Source organism: Ancylobacter gelatini, assembly GCF_022601675.1.
GTDB classification, from domain to species: Bacteria; Pseudomonadota; Alphaproteobacteria; order Rhizobiales; family Xanthobacteraceae; genus Ancylobacter; species Ancylobacter gelatini.
Map to the genome: position 1 here is coordinate 164,150 of NZ_JAKVIL010000001.1, position 15,594 is coordinate 179,743.

The 15,594-nt window shown below is 63.6% G+C and carries 28 protein-coding genes; all 28 read left to right on the forward strand.

Annotation, left to right across the window (positions count from 1 at the left end; translation table 11 throughout):
* Window positions 1-31 precede the first annotated feature (31 nt).
* The 28 genes from tuf to rplQ all read left to right on the forward strand — a co-directional run bounded on the left by tuf (window position 32) and on the right by rplQ (window position 15,498).
* Entirely contained in the window at window positions 32-1,222 is a 1,191-nt protein-coding gene (gene tuf, locus MKI84_RS00735; protein WP_241616045.1) for an elongation factor Tu, read from the forward strand.
* Window positions 1,223-1,337: 115 nt separating this feature from the next.
* Complete coding sequence (rpsJ, locus tag MKI84_RS00740) at window positions 1,338-1,646, forward strand: 30S ribosomal protein S10 (RefSeq protein ID WP_013166261.1); 309 nt, start codon at window positions 1,338-1,340, stop codon at window positions 1,644-1,646.
* 20 nt (window positions 1,647-1,666) lie between these two features.
* Window positions 1,667-2,413 carry a 50S ribosomal protein L3 gene (gene rplC / locus MKI84_RS00745; RefSeq protein WP_241616061.1) on the forward strand — a complete coding sequence of 249 codons (747 nt, stop codon included), beginning with the start codon at window positions 1,667-1,669 and terminating at the stop codon, window positions 2,411-2,413.
* Complete coding sequence (gene rplD / locus MKI84_RS00750) at window positions 2,413-3,033, forward strand: 50S ribosomal protein L4 (protein ID WP_241616062.1); 621 nt, start codon at window positions 2,413-2,415, stop codon at window positions 3,031-3,033. Before rplC ends, rplD begins: the two co-directional genes overlap by 1 nt.
* Window positions 3,030-3,326, forward strand: coding sequence for a 50S ribosomal protein L23 (locus MKI84_RS00755; protein ID WP_241616063.1), 297 nt, complete (start codon window positions 3,030-3,032; stop codon window positions 3,324-3,326). The genes rplD and MKI84_RS00755 overlap by 4 nt, the downstream gene beginning before the upstream one ends.
* Before the next feature lie 23 nt (window positions 3,327-3,349).
* Window positions 3,350-4,183, forward strand: coding sequence for a 50S ribosomal protein L2 (gene rplB, locus MKI84_RS00760; RefSeq protein ID WP_241616064.1), 834 nt, complete (start codon window positions 3,350-3,352; stop codon window positions 4,181-4,183).
* Window positions 4,184-4,200: 17 nt separating this feature from the next.
* Entirely contained in the window at window positions 4,201-4,479 is a 279-nt protein-coding gene (rpsS, locus tag MKI84_RS00765; RefSeq protein WP_241616065.1) for a 30S ribosomal protein S19, read from the forward strand.
* A gap of 10 nt (window positions 4,480-4,489) precedes the next feature.
* The gene (gene rplV, locus MKI84_RS00770; protein ID WP_018390605.1) at window positions 4,490-4,870 is read left to right on the forward strand and encodes a 50S ribosomal protein L22; all 381 of its coding nucleotides are present in this window, start codon (window positions 4,490-4,492) and stop codon (window positions 4,868-4,870) included.
* Window positions 4,870-5,577, forward strand: a complete 708-nt coding sequence (gene rpsC, locus MKI84_RS00775; protein WP_241616066.1) for a 30S ribosomal protein S3 — start codon at window positions 4,870-4,872, stop codon at window positions 5,575-5,577. The genes rplV and rpsC overlap by 1 nt, the downstream gene beginning before the upstream one ends.
* Before the next feature lie 27 nt (window positions 5,578-5,604).
* The gene (gene rplP / locus MKI84_RS00780; RefSeq protein WP_241616067.1) at window positions 5,605-6,018 is read left to right on the forward strand and encodes a 50S ribosomal protein L16; all 414 of its coding nucleotides are present in this window, start codon (window positions 5,605-5,607) and stop codon (window positions 6,016-6,018) included.
* 11 nt (window positions 6,019-6,029) lie between these two features.
* Complete coding sequence (gene rpmC, locus MKI84_RS00785) at window positions 6,030-6,239, forward strand: 50S ribosomal protein L29 (protein WP_241616068.1); 210 nt, start codon at window positions 6,030-6,032, stop codon at window positions 6,237-6,239.
* Between the two features lie 10 nt (window positions 6,240-6,249).
* Window positions 6,250-6,498, forward strand: a complete 249-nt coding sequence (gene rpsQ / locus MKI84_RS00790) for a 30S ribosomal protein S17 (RefSeq protein WP_241616069.1) — start codon at window positions 6,250-6,252, stop codon at window positions 6,496-6,498.
* A gap of 72 nt (window positions 6,499-6,570) precedes the next feature.
* The gene (rplN, locus tag MKI84_RS00795) at window positions 6,571-6,939 is read left to right on the forward strand and encodes a 50S ribosomal protein L14 (protein WP_163073307.1); all 369 of its coding nucleotides are present in this window, start codon (window positions 6,571-6,573) and stop codon (window positions 6,937-6,939) included.
* Window positions 6,939-7,256 (forward strand): 50S ribosomal protein L24, encoded by a 318-nt coding sequence (rplX, locus tag MKI84_RS00800; RefSeq protein WP_241616070.1) that lies wholly within the window; start codon window positions 6,939-6,941, stop codon window positions 7,254-7,256. The genes rplN and rplX overlap by 1 nt, the downstream gene beginning before the upstream one ends.
* A complete protein-coding gene (gene rplE / locus MKI84_RS00805) occupies window positions 7,249-7,809 on the forward strand; it encodes a 50S ribosomal protein L5 (RefSeq protein WP_241616071.1) in 561 nt (186 codons plus the stop codon). Before rplX ends, rplE begins: the two co-directional genes overlap by 8 nt.
* Window positions 7,810-7,866: 57 nt before the next feature.
* Window positions 7,867-8,172, forward strand: coding sequence for a 30S ribosomal protein S14 (gene rpsN / locus MKI84_RS00810; protein WP_241616072.1), 306 nt, complete (start codon window positions 7,867-7,869; stop codon window positions 8,170-8,172).
* Window positions 8,173-8,185: 13 nt separating this feature from the next.
* Window positions 8,186-8,584, forward strand: coding sequence for a 30S ribosomal protein S8 (gene rpsH / locus MKI84_RS00815; RefSeq protein WP_241616073.1), 399 nt, complete (start codon window positions 8,186-8,188; stop codon window positions 8,582-8,584).
* Between the two features lie 21 nt (window positions 8,585-8,605).
* Window positions 8,606-9,139: a 50S ribosomal protein L6 gene (gene rplF, locus MKI84_RS00820; protein ID WP_241616074.1), complete on the forward strand. Its 534-nt coding sequence runs from the start codon at window positions 8,606-8,608 to the stop codon at window positions 9,137-9,139.
* A 12-nt stretch (window positions 9,140-9,151) separates the two neighbouring features.
* Complete coding sequence (gene rplR / locus MKI84_RS00825; protein WP_241616075.1) at window positions 9,152-9,514, forward strand: 50S ribosomal protein L18; 363 nt, start codon at window positions 9,152-9,154, stop codon at window positions 9,512-9,514.
* A 40-nt stretch (window positions 9,515-9,554) separates the two neighbouring features.
* Complete coding sequence (gene rpsE / locus MKI84_RS00830) at window positions 9,555-10,106, forward strand: 30S ribosomal protein S5 (RefSeq protein WP_241616076.1); 552 nt, start codon at window positions 9,555-9,557, stop codon at window positions 10,104-10,106.
* Between the two features lie 12 nt (window positions 10,107-10,118).
* Window positions 10,119-10,307, forward strand: a complete 189-nt coding sequence (rpmD, locus tag MKI84_RS00835) for a 50S ribosomal protein L30 (protein ID WP_241616077.1) — start codon at window positions 10,119-10,121, stop codon at window positions 10,305-10,307.
* 22 nt (window positions 10,308-10,329) lie between these two features.
* Window positions 10,330-10,821 carry a 50S ribosomal protein L15 gene (gene rplO, locus MKI84_RS00840; protein ID WP_241616078.1) on the forward strand — a complete coding sequence of 164 codons (492 nt, stop codon included), beginning with the start codon at window positions 10,330-10,332 and terminating at the stop codon, window positions 10,819-10,821.
* 54 nt (window positions 10,822-10,875) lie between these two features.
* Window positions 10,876-12,207: a preprotein translocase subunit SecY gene (gene secY, locus MKI84_RS00845; protein ID WP_241616079.1), complete on the forward strand. Its 1,332-nt coding sequence runs from the start codon at window positions 10,876-10,878 to the stop codon at window positions 12,205-12,207.
* On the forward strand, window positions 12,204-12,788 hold the full coding sequence (locus MKI84_RS00850) for an adenylate kinase (RefSeq protein ID WP_241616080.1): 585 nt from the start codon (window positions 12,204-12,206) through the stop codon (window positions 12,786-12,788). The genes secY and MKI84_RS00850 overlap by 4 nt, the downstream gene beginning before the upstream one ends.
* Before the next feature lie 193 nt (window positions 12,789-12,981).
* Entirely contained in the window at window positions 12,982-13,350 is a 369-nt protein-coding gene (rpsM, locus tag MKI84_RS00855) for a 30S ribosomal protein S13 (RefSeq protein WP_241616081.1), read from the forward strand.
* Window positions 13,351-13,466: 116 nt separating this feature from the next.
* On the forward strand, window positions 13,467-13,856 hold the full coding sequence (rpsK, locus tag MKI84_RS00860) for a 30S ribosomal protein S11 (RefSeq protein ID WP_241616082.1): 390 nt from the start codon (window positions 13,467-13,469) through the stop codon (window positions 13,854-13,856).
* A gap of 118 nt (window positions 13,857-13,974) precedes the next feature.
* Window positions 13,975-15,000: a DNA-directed RNA polymerase subunit alpha gene (locus MKI84_RS00865; RefSeq protein WP_425353777.1), complete on the forward strand. Its 1,026-nt coding sequence runs from the start codon at window positions 13,975-13,977 to the stop codon at window positions 14,998-15,000.
* A gap of 72 nt (window positions 15,001-15,072) precedes the next feature.
* Window positions 15,073-15,498 carry a 50S ribosomal protein L17 gene (gene rplQ, locus MKI84_RS00870; protein ID WP_241616084.1) on the forward strand — a complete coding sequence of 142 codons (426 nt, stop codon included), beginning with the start codon at window positions 15,073-15,075 and terminating at the stop codon, window positions 15,496-15,498.
* Window positions 15,499-15,594: the final 96 nt, after the last annotated feature.

Sequence of the window (15,594 nt, forward strand, 5' to 3'; positions counted from 1 at the left end):
AACATTGAATACAAGACCGACGGAGAGCCCCGTGGCCAAAGAGAAATTCAACCGTTCGAAGCCTCACTGCAACATTGGCACGATTGGTCACGTTGACCACGGCAAGACGTCGCTGACGGCTGCGATCACGAAGGTTCTGGCGGAAGCCGGCGGCGCGACGTTCACGGCGTACGACCAGATTGACAAGGCGCCGGAAGAGAAGGCGCGCGGCATCACGATCTCGACGGCGCACGTCGAGTACGAGACGCCGAACCGTCACTATGCGCACGTCGACTGCCCCGGCCACGCCGACTATGTGAAGAACATGATCACCGGCGCGGCGCAGATGGACGGCGCGATCCTGGTTGTGTCGGCGGCGGACGGCCCGATGCCGCAGACCCGCGAGCACATCCTGCTCGCCCGTCAGGTCGGCGTTCCGGCTCTGGTGGTGTTCCTGAACAAGTGCGACATGGTCGACGACGAGGAACTGCTGGAGCTGGTGGAACTCGAGGTTCGCGAGCTTCTGTCGAAGTACGACTTCCCGGGCGACGACATTCCGATCATCCGCGGCTCGGCGCTTGTCGCGCTGGAGAACGGCGATGCCAAGCTCGGCCATGACGCGGTGCTGGAACTGATGAAGGCGGTCGACGCCTACATCCCGCAGCCGGAGCGTCCGGTTGACCTGCCGTTCCTGATGCCGATCGAGGACGTGTTCTCGATCTCGGGTCGTGGCACGGTGGTGACGGGCCGCGTCGAGCGCGGGATCATCAAGGTCGGCGAGGAAGTCGAGATCGTCGGCATCCGCCCGACCATCAAGACGACGGTTACCGGCGTCGAGATGTTCCGCAAGCTTCTCGACCAGGGCCAGGCCGGCGACAATGTCGGCATTCTGGTTCGTGGCACGAAGCGCGAGGACGTGGAGCGCGGCCAGGTCGTGTGCAAGCCGGGTTCGGTGAAGCCGCACACGAAGTTCAAGGCCGAGGCGTACATCCTGACGAAGGAAGAGGGCGGCCGCCACACGCCGTTCTTCACCAACTACCGTCCGCAGTTCTACTTCCGCACGACGGACGTGACGGGCATCGTCACGCTTCCCGAAGGCACGGAAATGGTGATGCCGGGCGACAACATCTCGGTTGACGTGGCGCTGATCGTTCCGATCGCGATGGAAGAGAAGCTCCGCTTCGCCATCCGTGAAGGCGGTCGCACCGTCGGCGCCGGCGTCGTCGCCGCCATCATCGAGTGATGGACTGAATAATCCGGGGGGCGCCGGTTCGCCCGTGCGCCCCTTTTTCGTGGAGCTCGTCATAGAGCCCTGTTGGCGAGCCCCAAGCGGCCACCCTCTGGGAGCCTGAAGTCAGATGAACGGCCAGAACATTCGAATCCGCCTCAAGGCGTTCGACCACCGGATACTCGACGCTTCGACGCGTGAGATCGTCTCCACTGCGAAGCGCACCGGCGCTCAGGTTCGCGGGCCCATCCCGCTGCCGACTCGCATCGAGAAGTTCACGGTCAATCGTTCGCCTCACGTGGACAAGAAGTCTCGTGAACAGTTCGAAATGCGGACGCATAAGCGTCTGCTGGACATTGTCGACCCGACGCCCCAGACGGTGGACGCGCTGATGAAGCTCGACCTCGCCGCCGGCGTTGACGTCGAGATCAAGCTCTGAGAAGGCGAGGGGACACGGCCATGCGGTCAGGCGTCATCGCCCAGAAGGTCGGAATGACCCGCATCTTTACCGATGCAGGCGAGCATATTCCGGTCACTGTGCTGAAAGTCGATAATTGTCAGGTGGTTGCCCACCGGACCCTGGACAAGAACGGTTATGTGGCTGTGCAGCTCGGCGTCGGCCGGGCCAAGCCGCAGAACACGACGCGCGCCATGCGCGGGCACTTCGCCGTTGCGAAGGTCGAGCCCAAGCGCAAGCTCGCGGAGTTCCGCGTCGAGGAAAACGAGCTCATCCCCGTCGGGGCCGAGCTGACGGTGGACCATTTCGTGGTCGGCCAGTTCGTCGATGTGACGGGTACTTCCACCGGTAAGGGTTTTGCCGGCGGTATGAAGCGTCACAACTTCGGCGGTCTGCGTGCCACGCACGGCGTGTCGGTGTCGCACCGTTCGATCGGTTCGACCGGCGGCCGTCAGGACCCCGGCAAGACGTTCAAGAACAAGAAGATGCCCGGTCACATGGGCGTCGAGACCGTGACCACGCAGAACCTCAAGGTTGTGCACACCGATGTCGAGCGCGGCCTGATCGCGGTCGAGGGCGCGGTTCCCGGGCACAAGGGCGGCTGGATCCTGGTCGCTGACGCGGTGAAGAAGAAGCTGCCGGCGGAAGCGCCGAAGCCGGGCAAGTTCCGCCTTCCGGGCGAAGCTGACGAGGCTCCGGCTGCCGACGTCGCTCCCGCGGCCGAGGTTGCGGCTGAGGAGAACGTGTGATGGAACTCGCCGTCAAAACGCTTGAAGGGGCCGAAGCCGGCTCCGTGACGCTCTCGGACGAGATTTTCGGCCTTGAGCCCCGGCAGGACATCCTGCACCGCATGGTGGTGTGGCAGCTCGCCCGCCGCCAGGCTGGCACGCACGAGACGCTGTCGCGCGCCGACGTCAACCGCACGAAGCGGAAGATGTACAAGCAGAAGGGCACCGGCGGCGCTCGCCACGGTGCGGCTTCCGCTCCGCAGTTCCGCGGCGGCGCCAAGGCGTTCGGCCCGGTGCAGCGCAGCCATGCGTCGGACCTTCCCAAGAAGGTCCGTGCGCTCGCGCTCAAGCATGCGCTGTCGACCAAGGCGAAGGATCAGCAGATCTTCGTTCTGGACGATGCCACGCTGGCCGAGCCGAAGACCAAGCTGCTCAAGGAGCGTCTGGCGGGCCTCGGCCTCGACAACGCCCTCGTGATCTCGGGTGCCGAAGTCGATGCCAATTTCGGCCTCGCCTCGCGCAACATCAACCACCTCGACGTGCTGCCCGTGCAGGGCATCAACGTCTACGACATCCTGCGCCGTCGCACCCTGGTGCTGACGAAGGCGGCTGTCGACGCTCTGGAGGCGCGCTTCAAATGAGTCTGGATCCGCGCCACTACGACGTCATCGTGTCCCCGGTGATCACCGAGAAGGCCACGGTCGCGTCCGAGCACAACAAGGTCGTCTTCAAGGTTGCTCTGACGGCTACCAAGCCGCAGATCAAGGAAGCGGTCGAGAAGCTCTTCGACGTCAAGGTGAAGAGCGTCAACACGCTGGTCCGTAAGGGTAAGACGAAAGTCTTCAAGGGCCGCAAGGGTGTGCAGAACGACGTGAAGAAGGCGGTTGTGACCCTCGCCGAGGGGCACTCCATCGACATCACGACCGGTCTGTGAGCCTGGCATAGGGGATCAGAGACATGGCGCTCAAAACCTTCAAGCCGGTAACGCCGAGCCTTCGCCAGCTCGTCATCGTCGACCGCTCGGCCCTGTACAAGGGCAAGCCGGTCAAGACGCTGACCGAGGGCAAGTCGGAGTCCGGCGGCCGCAACAACACCGGCCGGGTCACCGTTCGCTTCCGCGGCGGCGGCCACAAGCAGGCCTATCGCCTGGTCGACTTCAAGCGCGCCAAGCGTGACATGCCGGCCGTGGTCGAGCGTATCGAGTACGACCCGAACCGGACCGCGTTCATCGCCCTCATCAAGTATGAGGACGGCGAGCTGTCCTACATCCTGGCCCCGCAGCGCCTCGCCGTCGGCGACAAGGTGATCTCGGCCAAGAGCGTGGACGTGAAGCCCGGCAACACGGCTCCGCTCGGCAACCTGCCGGTCGGCACGATCGTGCACAATGTCGAGCTCAAGATCGGCAAGGGCGGCCAGATCGCCCGCTCCGCCGGCGCCTACGCGCAGATCGTGGGTCGCGACCAGGGTTACGTGATCCTGCGTCTCAACTCCGGCGAGCAGCGCCTGGTGCATGGCGAGTGCTGCGGGACGGTCGGCGCGGTGTCGAATGCCGACCACATGAACACCAATCTCGGCAAGGCCGGCCGCAGCCGCTGGCTGGGCCGCATGCCGCATAACCGTGGTGTCACGATGAACCCGGTTGACCATCCGCATGGTGGCGGCGAAGGCCGCACGTCCGGCGGCCGTCACCCGGTCACCCCCTGGGGCTTCCCTACCAAGGGCAAGAAGACCCGGAAGAACAAGTCGACCGGAAAGTTCATCCTGTCGAGCCGTCACGCCCGCAAGAAGTGAGCGAGGGAATCTGAATTATGTCTCGATCGGTCTGGAAAGGTCCGTTCGTCGACGGCTACCTCCTCAAGAAGGCGGAAGCCGCGCGCAGCTCGGGTCGTCACGACGTCATCAAGATCTGGAGCCGCCGCTCCACGATCCTGCCCCAGTTCGTTGGGGTTACCTTTGGCGTTTACAACGGCAACAAGCATGTCCCGGTCTCGGTGAGCGAGGACATGGTCGGCCACAAGTTCGGCGAGTTCGCCCCCACCCGTACCTATTACGGGCATGCGGCGGACAAGAAAGCCAAGCGGAAGTAGAGGCAGGGTCATGGGTAAGGCAGCTCGTCCGCGCACGCTCGCGGATACGGAAGCCAAGGCGGTTGCGCGTAATCTTCGCGTCAGCCCCCAGAAGCTCAATCTCGTCGCCGGCCTGATCCGGGGGAAGAAGGTCGCGACCGCTCTGGCCGACCTGCAGTTCTCTCGCAAGCGGATCGCGGGCGATGTGAAGAAGTGCCTGGAATCGGCGATCGCCAATGCCGAGAACAATCATGAGCTGGACGTCGACGATCTGATCGTCGCGGAAGCCCATGTCGGCAAGGGTCTGGTGATGAAGCGCTTCGCGGCTCGCGCCCGTGGTCGCGCCAGCCGGATCGAGAAGCCGTTCTCGCATATCACCATCGTGGTGCGTGAAGTCGAGGAGAAGGCCTGATGGGTCAGAAGGTCAACCCGGTCGGGCTTCGGCTCGGCATCAACCGCACCTGGGATTCGCGCTGGTTCGCCGGCAAGAGCGAATACGGCCAGCTGCTGCATGAAGACATCAAGATCCGCGAGATGCTGCTGAAGCTGCTCAAGCAGGCGGCCGTCTCCAAGATCGTGATCGAGCGCCCGCACAAGAAGTGCCGCGTGACCATCTACTCGGCGCGTCCGGGCGTGGTGATCGGCAAGAAGGGCGCGGACATCGACAAGCTGCGCAAGAAGGTCTCCGAGATGACCAACTCGGAAGTCTTCATCAACATCGTCGAGATTCGGAAGCCGGAAATCGATGCGCGCCTGGTCGCCGAATCGATCGCCCAGCAGCTCGAGCGCCGTGTGGCATTCCGTCGCGCCATGAAGCGCGCCGTGCAGTCCGCGATGCGTCTGGGCGCTGAAGGCATTCGGATTAACTGCGCTGGCCGCCTCGGCGGCGCGGAAATCGCGCGTCTCGAATGGTATCGTGAAGGGCGCGTGCCGCTTCACACCTTGCGCGCGGACGTGGATTACGGTACGGCCACCGCCTTCACCACCTACGGCACCTGCGGTGTCAAGGTTTGGATCTTCAAGGGCGAAATTCTTGAGCACGATCCGATGGCGCAGGATAAGCGCCAGGCGGAGCAGGAGCCCTCGGGCGGTCGTTCTTCACGTCGCGACGCGGCGTGAGATCAATAAAGGAATAAGAGGCGCGACATGCTGCAACCGAAGCGCACAAAGTTCCGCAAGCAGTTCAAGGGCCGCATCAACGGCACTGCGAAGGGCGGGACTGACCTCAATTTCGGCCAGTTTGGCCTGAAGGCGCTGGAACCCGAGCGGGTCACCGCTCGCCAGATCGAAGCCGCGCGCCGCGCGCTGACCCGTCACATGAAGCGTGCGGGCCGCGTGTGGATCCGGGTGTTCCCGGACGTGCCGGTGTCGTCGAAGCCGACCGAAGTCCGCATGGGTAAGGGCAAGGGCGCTCCCGACTATTGGGCCGCCAAGGTCAAGCCCGGCCGTATCATGTTCGAGATCGATGGCGTGAGCCAGGAGATCGCCAAGGAAGCGTTGACGCTGGCCGCTGCGAAGCTGCCGATCAAGACGCGCTTCGTCGAACGTATCGTCGAGTGACGGGGGATATGATGACTAAGGCTTCCGACATTCGGACCAAGACCGTCGACGAGCTGTCCGACGAGCTGCTGAAGCTCAAGAAGGAACAGTTCAACCTTCGCTTCCAGAAGGCGACGGGCCAGCTCGAGAACACCGCGCGTGTGCGTCAGATCCGTCGCGATATCGCCCGGATCAAGACCGTTCAGGTGCAAAAGGCCGCTGTCGCGGCCCAGGCTAAGTGAGGAGACAGCGATGCCGAAGCGTTTGCTGCAGGGCGTCGTGGTGAGCGACAAGCAGGACAAGACCGTCGTGGTTCGTGTCGAGCGTCGTTTCACTCATCCGCTTCTGAAGAAGACCGTCCGCCGTTCCAAGAAGTACCACGCCCATGACGAGGCGAACTCCTGGAAGGAAGGCGACACTGTGTGGATCGAGGAGCATCGCCCCTTGTCCAAGCTGAAGCACTGGATTGTTGTCCAGGGCGAGAAGCGGGTTGAAGTCTGAGCTTCCCGGCAACGGGGTTGAGGGTGCGCCGGTCTTACGGCAGCGCGCAATTTTACGAGAAATAGGTGCGTCATGATCCAGATGCAGACCAATCTCGACGTGGCGGACAATTCCGGCGCGCGTCGCGTCATGTGCATCAAGGTGCTTGGCGGTTCAAAGCGTAAATATGCCCATGTCGGCGACATCATCGTGGTGTCGGTGAAGGAAGCTATTCCGCGTGGCCGCGTTAAGAAGGGCGACGTGATGAAGGCGGTCGTGGTTCGCACGGCCAAGGACATCCGGCGCGTTGACGGTACGGTTATCCGCTTCGATCGCAATGCGGCCGTGCTGATCAACAACAACAAGGAGCCGGTCGGCACGCGTATCTTCGGACCGGTTCCGCGCGAGCTGCGCGCGAAGAACCACATGAAGATCATCTCGCTGGCGCCGGAGGTGCTTTGATGGCCGCTAAGATCAAGAAGGGCGACAAGGTTGTCGTCCTCGCCGGCCGCGACAAGGGCCGCACCGGCGAAGTGTTTGAAGTGCTTCCGAAGGACAACACCGCCAAGGTGCGCGGCGTGAACCTGGTGAAGCGTCATCAGCGGCAGACCGCGAACCAGGAAGGTGGGATTATCTCCAAGGAGGCTCCCATCCAACTGTCGAACATCGCGATTGCCGATCCGAAGGACGGCAAGCCGACCCGCGTCGGTTTCCTTGTGCAGGCGGACGGCACCAAGGTGCGCATCGCCAAGCGCTCGGGGGAGAAGATCGATGGCTGAGACCAACTACACCCCGCGCATGAAGGCTCATTATGAGTCCGTCGTGCGCCAGGCCATGATCGAGCAGTTCGGCTACAAGAACCCCATGGAAGTGCCGACGATCGAGAAGATCGTCATCAACATGGGCGTGGGCGAAGCCACCGCCGACACCAAGAAGGTGCAGACCGCCGCTGGCGATCTCGCGCTGATCGCCGGCCAGAGGCCGGTTGTCACGCGTGCCCGGCAGGCGATCTCGAACTTCAAGCTGCGCGAGAACCAGCCGGTCGGCGCGAAGGTCACCCTTCGCAAGACCCGCATGTACGAGTTCGTCGACCGTCTCGTGAACATCGCGCTGCCCCGCGTGCGCGATTTCCGCGGCCTGAACCCCAAGAGCTTCGATGGCCGCGGCAATTATGCCCTGGGCATCAAGGAGCATATCGTGTTCCCGGAGATCAACTACGACAAGGTTGATCAGATGTGGGGCATGGACATCATTGTCGTGACGACGGCGAAGACCGACGACGAGGCGCGCGCGCTTCTGAAGGCCTTCAATTTCCCGTTCATCGCGAAGTAAGCATCCCCTTCCGGCTGTGGGGCGGGAGCCCCAAACGCGGAGACTAGGAGCAAGACCATGGCTAAGAAAAGCGCGGTCGAGAAGAACGAACACCGCCGGAAGCTCGCCAAGAGCTATGCCGGCCGGCGTTCGCGTCTCAAGGCCCTCGTGAGTAACAAGGAACTGCCGATCGAGGAGCGCTTCGCGGCGGTTCTCAAGCTGGCGCAGCTGCCCCGCAATTCGGCGCAGGTCCGCGTTCGCAACCGTTGCGAAGTGACCGGTCGTCCGCGTGCGTATTACCGCAAGCTCAAGATGTCGCGTATCGCGCTCCGTGAGCTGGGCTCGCAGGGCCAGGTGCCCGGTCTTGTCAAGTCGAGCTGGTGAGGAGGGCTGATCCATGTCTACCACTGATCCGATCAGCGACCTGATCACCCGCATCCGCAATGCGCAGATGCGTCGCAAGGAAAAGATCTCGACCCCCGGCTCGCGTCTGCGTGCGTCGGTGCTGGACGTTCTGACCGCCGAGGGCTTCATTCGGGGCTACAGCGCGTCGGAGCCGGTCAATGGCCGTTCCGAGTTCGAGATCGAGCTCAAGTACTATGATGGCGAGCCGGTGATCCGCGAGATTTCTCGCGTGTCCAAGCCTGGCCGCCGGGTCTATTCGTCCGTCAAGACCCTTCCCCGCGTCGCCAACGGTCTCGGCGTCGCTGTCGTCTCCACGCCGCAGGGCGTGATGGCGGACCACGAAGCCCGCGACAAGAACGTGGGCGGCGAGGTCCTCTTCACGGTCTTCTGATCGGAGAGGGAGAGAGAGCACATGTCCAAGATCGGCAAAGCCCCCATTACCGTTCCCGCCGGCGTCACCGCCTCGGTTGACGGACAGACTGTGAAAGTAAAGGGCCCCAAGGGCGCCCTGGAAGTCACGATCGTCGAAGAAATCGGTGCGACCCTCGAGAACGGGGTCCTCGAATTCAAACCGCGCGGCGAGACCAACCGCCACCGTGCGATGTGGGGCCTGTCCCGCACGCTGGTGTCGAACATCGTCGAAGGCGTGACCAAGGGCTTCGAAAAGAAGCTCGAGATCAACGGCGTCGGCTATCGCGCCGCGGTGCAGGGCAAGAACCTGAACCTCGCGCTCGGCTACAGCCACGACGTGGTCTACGCGATCCCGGAAGGTATCCAGATCGTGACGCCGAAGCCGACGGAAATCGTCGTGTCCGGCATCGACCGTCAGAAGGTCGGTCAGGTCGCCGCCGAAATCCGCGAGTATCGCGGCCCCGAGCCCTATAAGGGCAAGGGCGTCAAGTACGCTGGCGAGTTCATCTTCCGCAAGGAAGGCAAGAAGAAGTAACGGAACTGGAAAATGGCACAGCATCAGGACGCTACCGAGCGCCGTAAGGCGCGTGTCCGTCGGGCGATCCGCTCGACGGCGAACGGGCGGCCGCGCCTTTCGGTGCATCGTTCGTCGAAGCACATCTATGCGCAGATCATTGACGATGCGAAGGGCGTGACCATCGCCGCCGCATCGTCCCTTGAGAAGGATCTGCGGGGCAGCCTCAAGACCGGCGCGGACGTCGCGGCGGCCCAGGCTATCGGCAAGCTCGTGGCGGAACGTGCCGTCGCGGCCGGCGTGAAGGACGTGGTCTTCGACCGCGGCGCCTTCATCTATCACGGCCGCGTCAAGGCCCTCGCCGAAGCCGCCCGCGAGGGCGGCCTCAACTTCTGATCACGAGCGGGATCCCCCGCAGAACTACGAGGATAAGATCATGGCTCGTGAACGTGAGCGTGAACGCGAGGATCGCGACAACACGTTCGTGGACAAGCTGGTCCACATCAACCGTGTTGCCAAGGTTGTTAAGGGCGGCCGTCGTTTCGGTTTCGCCGCCCTGGTCGTCGTCGGCGACCAGAAGGGCCGCGTCGGCTTCGGCCACGGCAAGGCCCGCGAAGTGCCGGAAGCCATCCGCAAGGCCACGGAAGCCGCCAAGCGCGCGCTGATCCGCGTGCCGCTGCGCGAAGGCCGTACCCTGCATCATGACGTGCACGGCCATCACGGCGCCGGCAAGGTCGTGCTGCGCGCGGCTCCGGCCGGTACCGGCATCATCGCTGGCGGCCCGATGCGCGCCGTCTTCGAGACGCTCGGCATGCAGGACGTGGTGGCGAAGTCGTTCGGCTCGTCCAACCCGTACAACATGGTCCGCGCGACCTTCGACGCCCTGAAGAACCAGGACAGCCCGCGCCTCGTCGCGGCGCGCCGGAGCCTCAAGGTGTCGCAGCTTCAGTCGCGCCGTCGCGTCGACGACGCCGAAGCGACCGACTGATAGGAGCGCATCATGGCGAACGCTAACCAGATCACCGTCGAGCAGACCGGCAGCCCGATCCGCCGTCCGGGCGAGCAGCGGGCGACCCTCATCGGTCTCGGCCTTAATAAGCTCGGGCGTCGTTCGACGCTCGAAGACACCCCCGCCGTGCGTGGCATGATCTTCAAGGTCCGCCACCTGGTGCGCGTCGTCGAAGCGTGACGACGGGCGAAGGAGACAGGCGATGAGCAGCCTCAACGGCATTAAGGACAACGAAGGCGCGCGCAAGAAGCGCATGCGCGTCGGTCGTGGCATCGGTTCGGGCAAGGGCAAGACCGGCGGCCGGGGCGTGAAGGGTCAGACCTCCCGCACCGGCGTCGCGATCAAGGGTTTCGAGGGCGGCCAGATGCCGCTGCATCGTCGCCTGCCCAAGCGCGGCTTCAACAATATCTTCGCGCTGGACTGGAACGAGGTCACCCTCGGCCGCATCCAGACCGCGATCGAGGCCGGCAAGCTCGACGCTTCCGCGACGGTCGATCAGGCCGCGCTGGTGGCTTCCGGCGTGCTGCGCCGCGCCAAGGCCGGCGTGCGCGTGCTGGGCTCGGGCGAGCTGAAGGCCAAGGTCAAGCTTGAAGTGGCTCATGCCACCAAGTCGGCCGTGGAAGCGATCGAGAAGGCCGGCGGCACTGTGACGCTGCTCGCGTCGAAGGCCGAGGCTGGCGAAACGGCGGCCTGAGGATTACCTCAGGCCTAGACTACCTTTCAGGGCATCAAGTGAGGAGCGAGCCATATGGCCTCCGCAGCGGAACAACTCGCGGCAAACCTCAATTTCGGTGCTCTCGCAAAAGCTGATGAACTCAAGAAGCGCATCTGGTTTACGCTGGGTGCGCTTCTCGTGTATCGGCTTGGCACCTACATCCCTATGCCGGGCATCAACCCGGACGCGCTTGCCGACGTATTCCGCACGGCGCAGCAGGGCATTATCGGCCTGTTCAACATGTTCTCGGGCGGCGCGGTGTCGCGCATGGCGATCTTTGCCCTGAACATCATGCCGTACATCTCCGCCTCCATCATCATTCAGCTGCTGACGACCGTCTCCCCGACGCTCGAGGCGCTGAAGAAGGAAGGCGAGGCCGGCCGCAAGACGATCAACCAGTACACGCGCTACCTCACCGTAGTGCTCGCCGTCTTCCAGTCCTACGGCATCGCCGTCGGCCTTGAGGGTTCGGGCGCCGTGGTTTCGGATCCGGGCTGGTTCTTCCGCATCTCCACCGTGATCACCCTGACCGGCGGCACGATGTTCCTGATGTGGCTCGGCGAACAGATCACCTCGCGTGGCATTGGCAACGGTATCTCGCTGATCATCTTCGCGGGCATCGTGGCCGAACTCCCGTCGGCGATGATCAATACGCTGGAGCTCGGCCGTCAGGGCGCGCTGTCCACGGGCCTGATCCTGGCCGTTCTGCTGATGGCGGTCGCGGTGATCATGTTCATCGTGTTCGTCGAGCGCGCCCAGCGTCGGCTGCTGATCCAGTATCCGAAGCGCCAGGTCGGCAACAAGGTGTATGAGGGCCAGTCCTCGCATCTGCCACTGAAGCTGAACACCTCGGGCGTCATCCCGCCGATCTTCGCGTCGTCGCTGCTGTTGATCCCGACCACGGTCGCGAGCTTCACGCAGGGTTCGGGACCGGCGTGGCTGACCACCGTGACCACGCTGATCGGCCACGGCCAGCCGCTGTTCATGCTGCTCTATGTGCTGTTGATCGTGTTCTTCTGCTTCTTCTACACCGCGATCGTGTTCAATCCCACAGAGACCGCCGACAACCTCAAGAAGCATGGTGGCTTTATCCCGGGCATCCGGCCGGGCGAGCGTACCGCTGAGTATATCGACTATGTGCTGACTCGCATCACCGTCCTCGGTGCGGCTTACCTTGCGATCGTCTGCCTGTTCCCGGAGATCCTGATTTCCTATGCGGCGGTGCCTTTCTACTTCGGCGGCACCTCCCTGCTCATCGTGGTGAGCGTGACGATGGATACCGTGGCGCAAGTGCAGGGGCATTTGCTGGCCCATCAGTATGAGGGGCTGGTCAAGAAGGCAAAGCTCAGGGGGAAGCGTCGATGAGGTTGATTCTGCTCGGGCCGCCTGGGGCGGGCAAGGGCACGCAGGCGCAGCGTCTGGTCGCCCGGCATGGGATCGTCCAGCTCTCGACGGGGGATATGCTGCGCGAGGCGGTTCGTGACGGAACGCCGGTCGGTCTCAAGGCCAAGGCCGTGATGGATGCCGGGCAGCTGGTGTCGGACGACATCGTGATCGGGATCATCTCTGACCGAATCGACCAGGCGGATGCCGCCAAGGGCTTCATCCTCGACGGTTTCCCGCGCACCGTGGCCCAGGCGGAGGCGCTCGACCGCATCCTTGCCGAGAAGGGCCTCAAGCTCGACGCGGTGATCGAGTTCAAGGTCGATCAGGAGAAGTTGGTCGGCCGCATCATGCAGCGTGCTCGCGAGGCCGCCGAGCGCGGCGAGCCGGTGCGCAAGGATGACGATCCGGAAATCTTCAAGACCCGCCTTGAAGCCTTCAACCGCGATACCGCGGTCGTTGGGCCCTATTACGAGGCCCACGGGCTTCTGGTTCCTGTCGATGGCATGCGCCCGATCGACGAGGTTGAACAGGCGATTTCCCAGGTTCTGGAGACGGCCTGAGGGACGTTGGCGCTGCGGCGCTTGACATGGAGCGGGAATCGCTCTATGTGCCGCGCTTCACTTAAGCGAGCGTCGCCGATCGACATCATTCGCAGATGTCGATCGGTTGCGCACGTAACCCCGCAAGGGCCGGCCTCCACCGGACGCGGGGCTCATTTATCACCGGCTTGTCCGGTCTACATGGAGACGGCTCGTGGCCCGTATCGCAGGCGTAAACATTCCGACCAACAAGCGCGTGATCATCGCGCTTCAGTACATCCACGGCATCGGCGCGAAGTTCGCGTCCGAGATCGTCGAGAAGGTCGGCATTCCGGCCGAGCGTCGCGTGAACCAGCTCACCGACCAGGAAGTGCTTCAGATCCGCGAAGCCATCGATCGCGACTACCTCGTCGAGGGCGATCTGCGTCGCGAAGTCTCGATGAACATCAAGCGCCTGATGGACCTCGGTTGCTATCGCGGCCTGCGCCATCGTCGCGGCCTGCCGGTGCGCGGCCAGCGCACCCACACCAATGCGCGCACCCGCAAGGGTCCCGCCAAGGCGATCGCCGGCAAGAAGAAGTGAGGCGGGCGGGCGTCGCGCCCGCTCTCCACCCCGGCGGCCACGGCTGCCGGTTTCGCACGACAATTATTGTCCCGAGCGCCTGGCATCACGGGCGCGTCTGAAGGATCGAGAGTTTTATGGCTAAGGAAGCTACCCGCGTTAAACGCCGCGAGCGCAAGAACATCGCGTCCGGCGTTGCCCATGTGAACGCGTCGTTCAACAACACCATGATCACCATCACCGACGCGCAGGGCAACACCATTGCCTGGTCCTCGGCTGGTGCCATGGGCTTCAAGGGTTCGCGCAAGTCCACCCCCTATGCGGCGCAGGTTGCCGCTGAGGATTGCGCCCGCAAGGCGGCCGAGCACGGCATGCGCACCATCGAGGTCGAGGTCTCCGGCCCCGGTTCCGGTCGTGAGTCGGCTCTGCGCGCCTTCCAGGCGGCGGGCTTCATGGTGACGTCGATCCGCGACGTGACCCCGATCCCGCACAATGGTTGCCGTCCGCGCAAGCGTCGGCGCGTCTGACGCAGTTTCAATCCCGCGACGCTCGTCGTCGCGGGGCCGCCGCGTTTGGCATTCGCTCCCGCCGCAGGGTGGGGATGGCGCCGCCGGGTGAAGGTTCCGGGCGCTGTCGCAAGCAAGGGTGACCCAAGTGATTCAGAAGAACTGGCAAGAGCTGATCAAGCCCGAGAAGCTCGAAGTTGCCGTGGGCAGCGATCCCAAGCGCCTCGCGACGGTCGTCGCCGAGCCGCTGGAGCGCGGCTTCGGCCAGACGCTCGGCAATGCGCTTCGTCGTATTCTCCTGTCCTCGCTCCAGGGCGCGGCGGTGACGTCTGTCCACATTGACGGCGTGCTGCACGAGTTCTCCTCGATCCCGGGCGTTCGCGAGGACGTGACCGACATCATCCTCAACATCAAGGACATCGCCATCAAGATGGCTGGCGATGGCCCGAAGCGGATGGTGGTCAAGAAGCAGGGCCCCGGCATCGTTACCGCCGGCGACATCCAGACCGTGGGCGATGTTCAGGTGCTGAACCCCGAGCTGGTGCTGTGCACCCTCGACGACGGCGCCGAGATCCGCATGGAGTTCACGGTCGACACGGGCAAGGGCTATGTTGCCTCCGACCGCAATCGTCCGGAAGATGCGCCGATCGGCCTTATCCCGGTCGATAGCCTGTATTCCCCGGTCAAGAAGGTCTCCTACAAGGTCGAGAACACCCGTGAGGGCCAGATTCTCGACTATGACAAGCTGACCATGACCATCGAGACCAACGGCTCGATCAGCCCGGAAGATGCGCTGGCCTATGCCGCTCGCATCCTCCAGGATCAGCTCGAAATCTTCGTGAATTTCGAGGAGCCGAAGCGCGAGACCGAAAGCCCTGCGATGCAGGAGCTTCCGTTCAACCCCGCGCTGCTGAAGAAGGTGGACGAACTGGAGCTTTCGGTCCGTTCCGCCAACTGCCTGAAGAACGACAACATCGTCTATATCGGCGACCTGATCCAGAAGACCGAGGCGGAGATGCTCCGTACCCCGAACTTCGGCCGCAAGTCGCTGAACGAGATCAAGGAAGTTCTCGCCTCCATGGGGCTGCACCTCGGCATGGAAGTGCCGGGCTGGCCGCCGGAGAACATCGAGGATCTCGCCAAGCGGTTCGAAGATCACTACTGAGCATTCGCGCGGCGTTCGAGCCGCTAGTCCCTTATCCCGGCTCGAAAGCCGCCGCATTTTAGGAAATTCGCCATGAACCACGGCAAGACCTATCGCCGGTTCAACCGGACCGCCGAACACCGCAAGGCCATGTTTGCCAACATGGCTCAGGCGCTCCTGACCCATGAGCAGATCGTCACCACCCTGCCGAAGGCCAAGGACCTTCGCCCGGTGGTCGAGAAGCTGATCACCCTCGGCAAGCGCGGCGGCCTTCATGCCCGCCGTCAGGCTATCGCGGAAGTGCGCGACGTGGCCGTGGTGCGCAAGCTGTTCGACGTGATCGGCCCGCGCTACAAGGAGCGCAATGGCGGCTATATCCGCATCATCAAGGCGGGCTTCCGTCATGGTGATTCGGCCGCCATCGCCGTGATCGAACTGGTGGATCGCGATGAGTCGGCCAAGGGCGCGGCGGACCTCGCCCGCCACGAGGCCACCAAGAGCGAGGAAGTCGCGGCCTGATCGGCGGCGATTGCTCGTCACACCACGAATTTGAAAAGGGCGGCCTTCGGGTCGCCCTTTTTCGTTGTCCGGAGTGGCTGTGCGCGTCACGGCTGC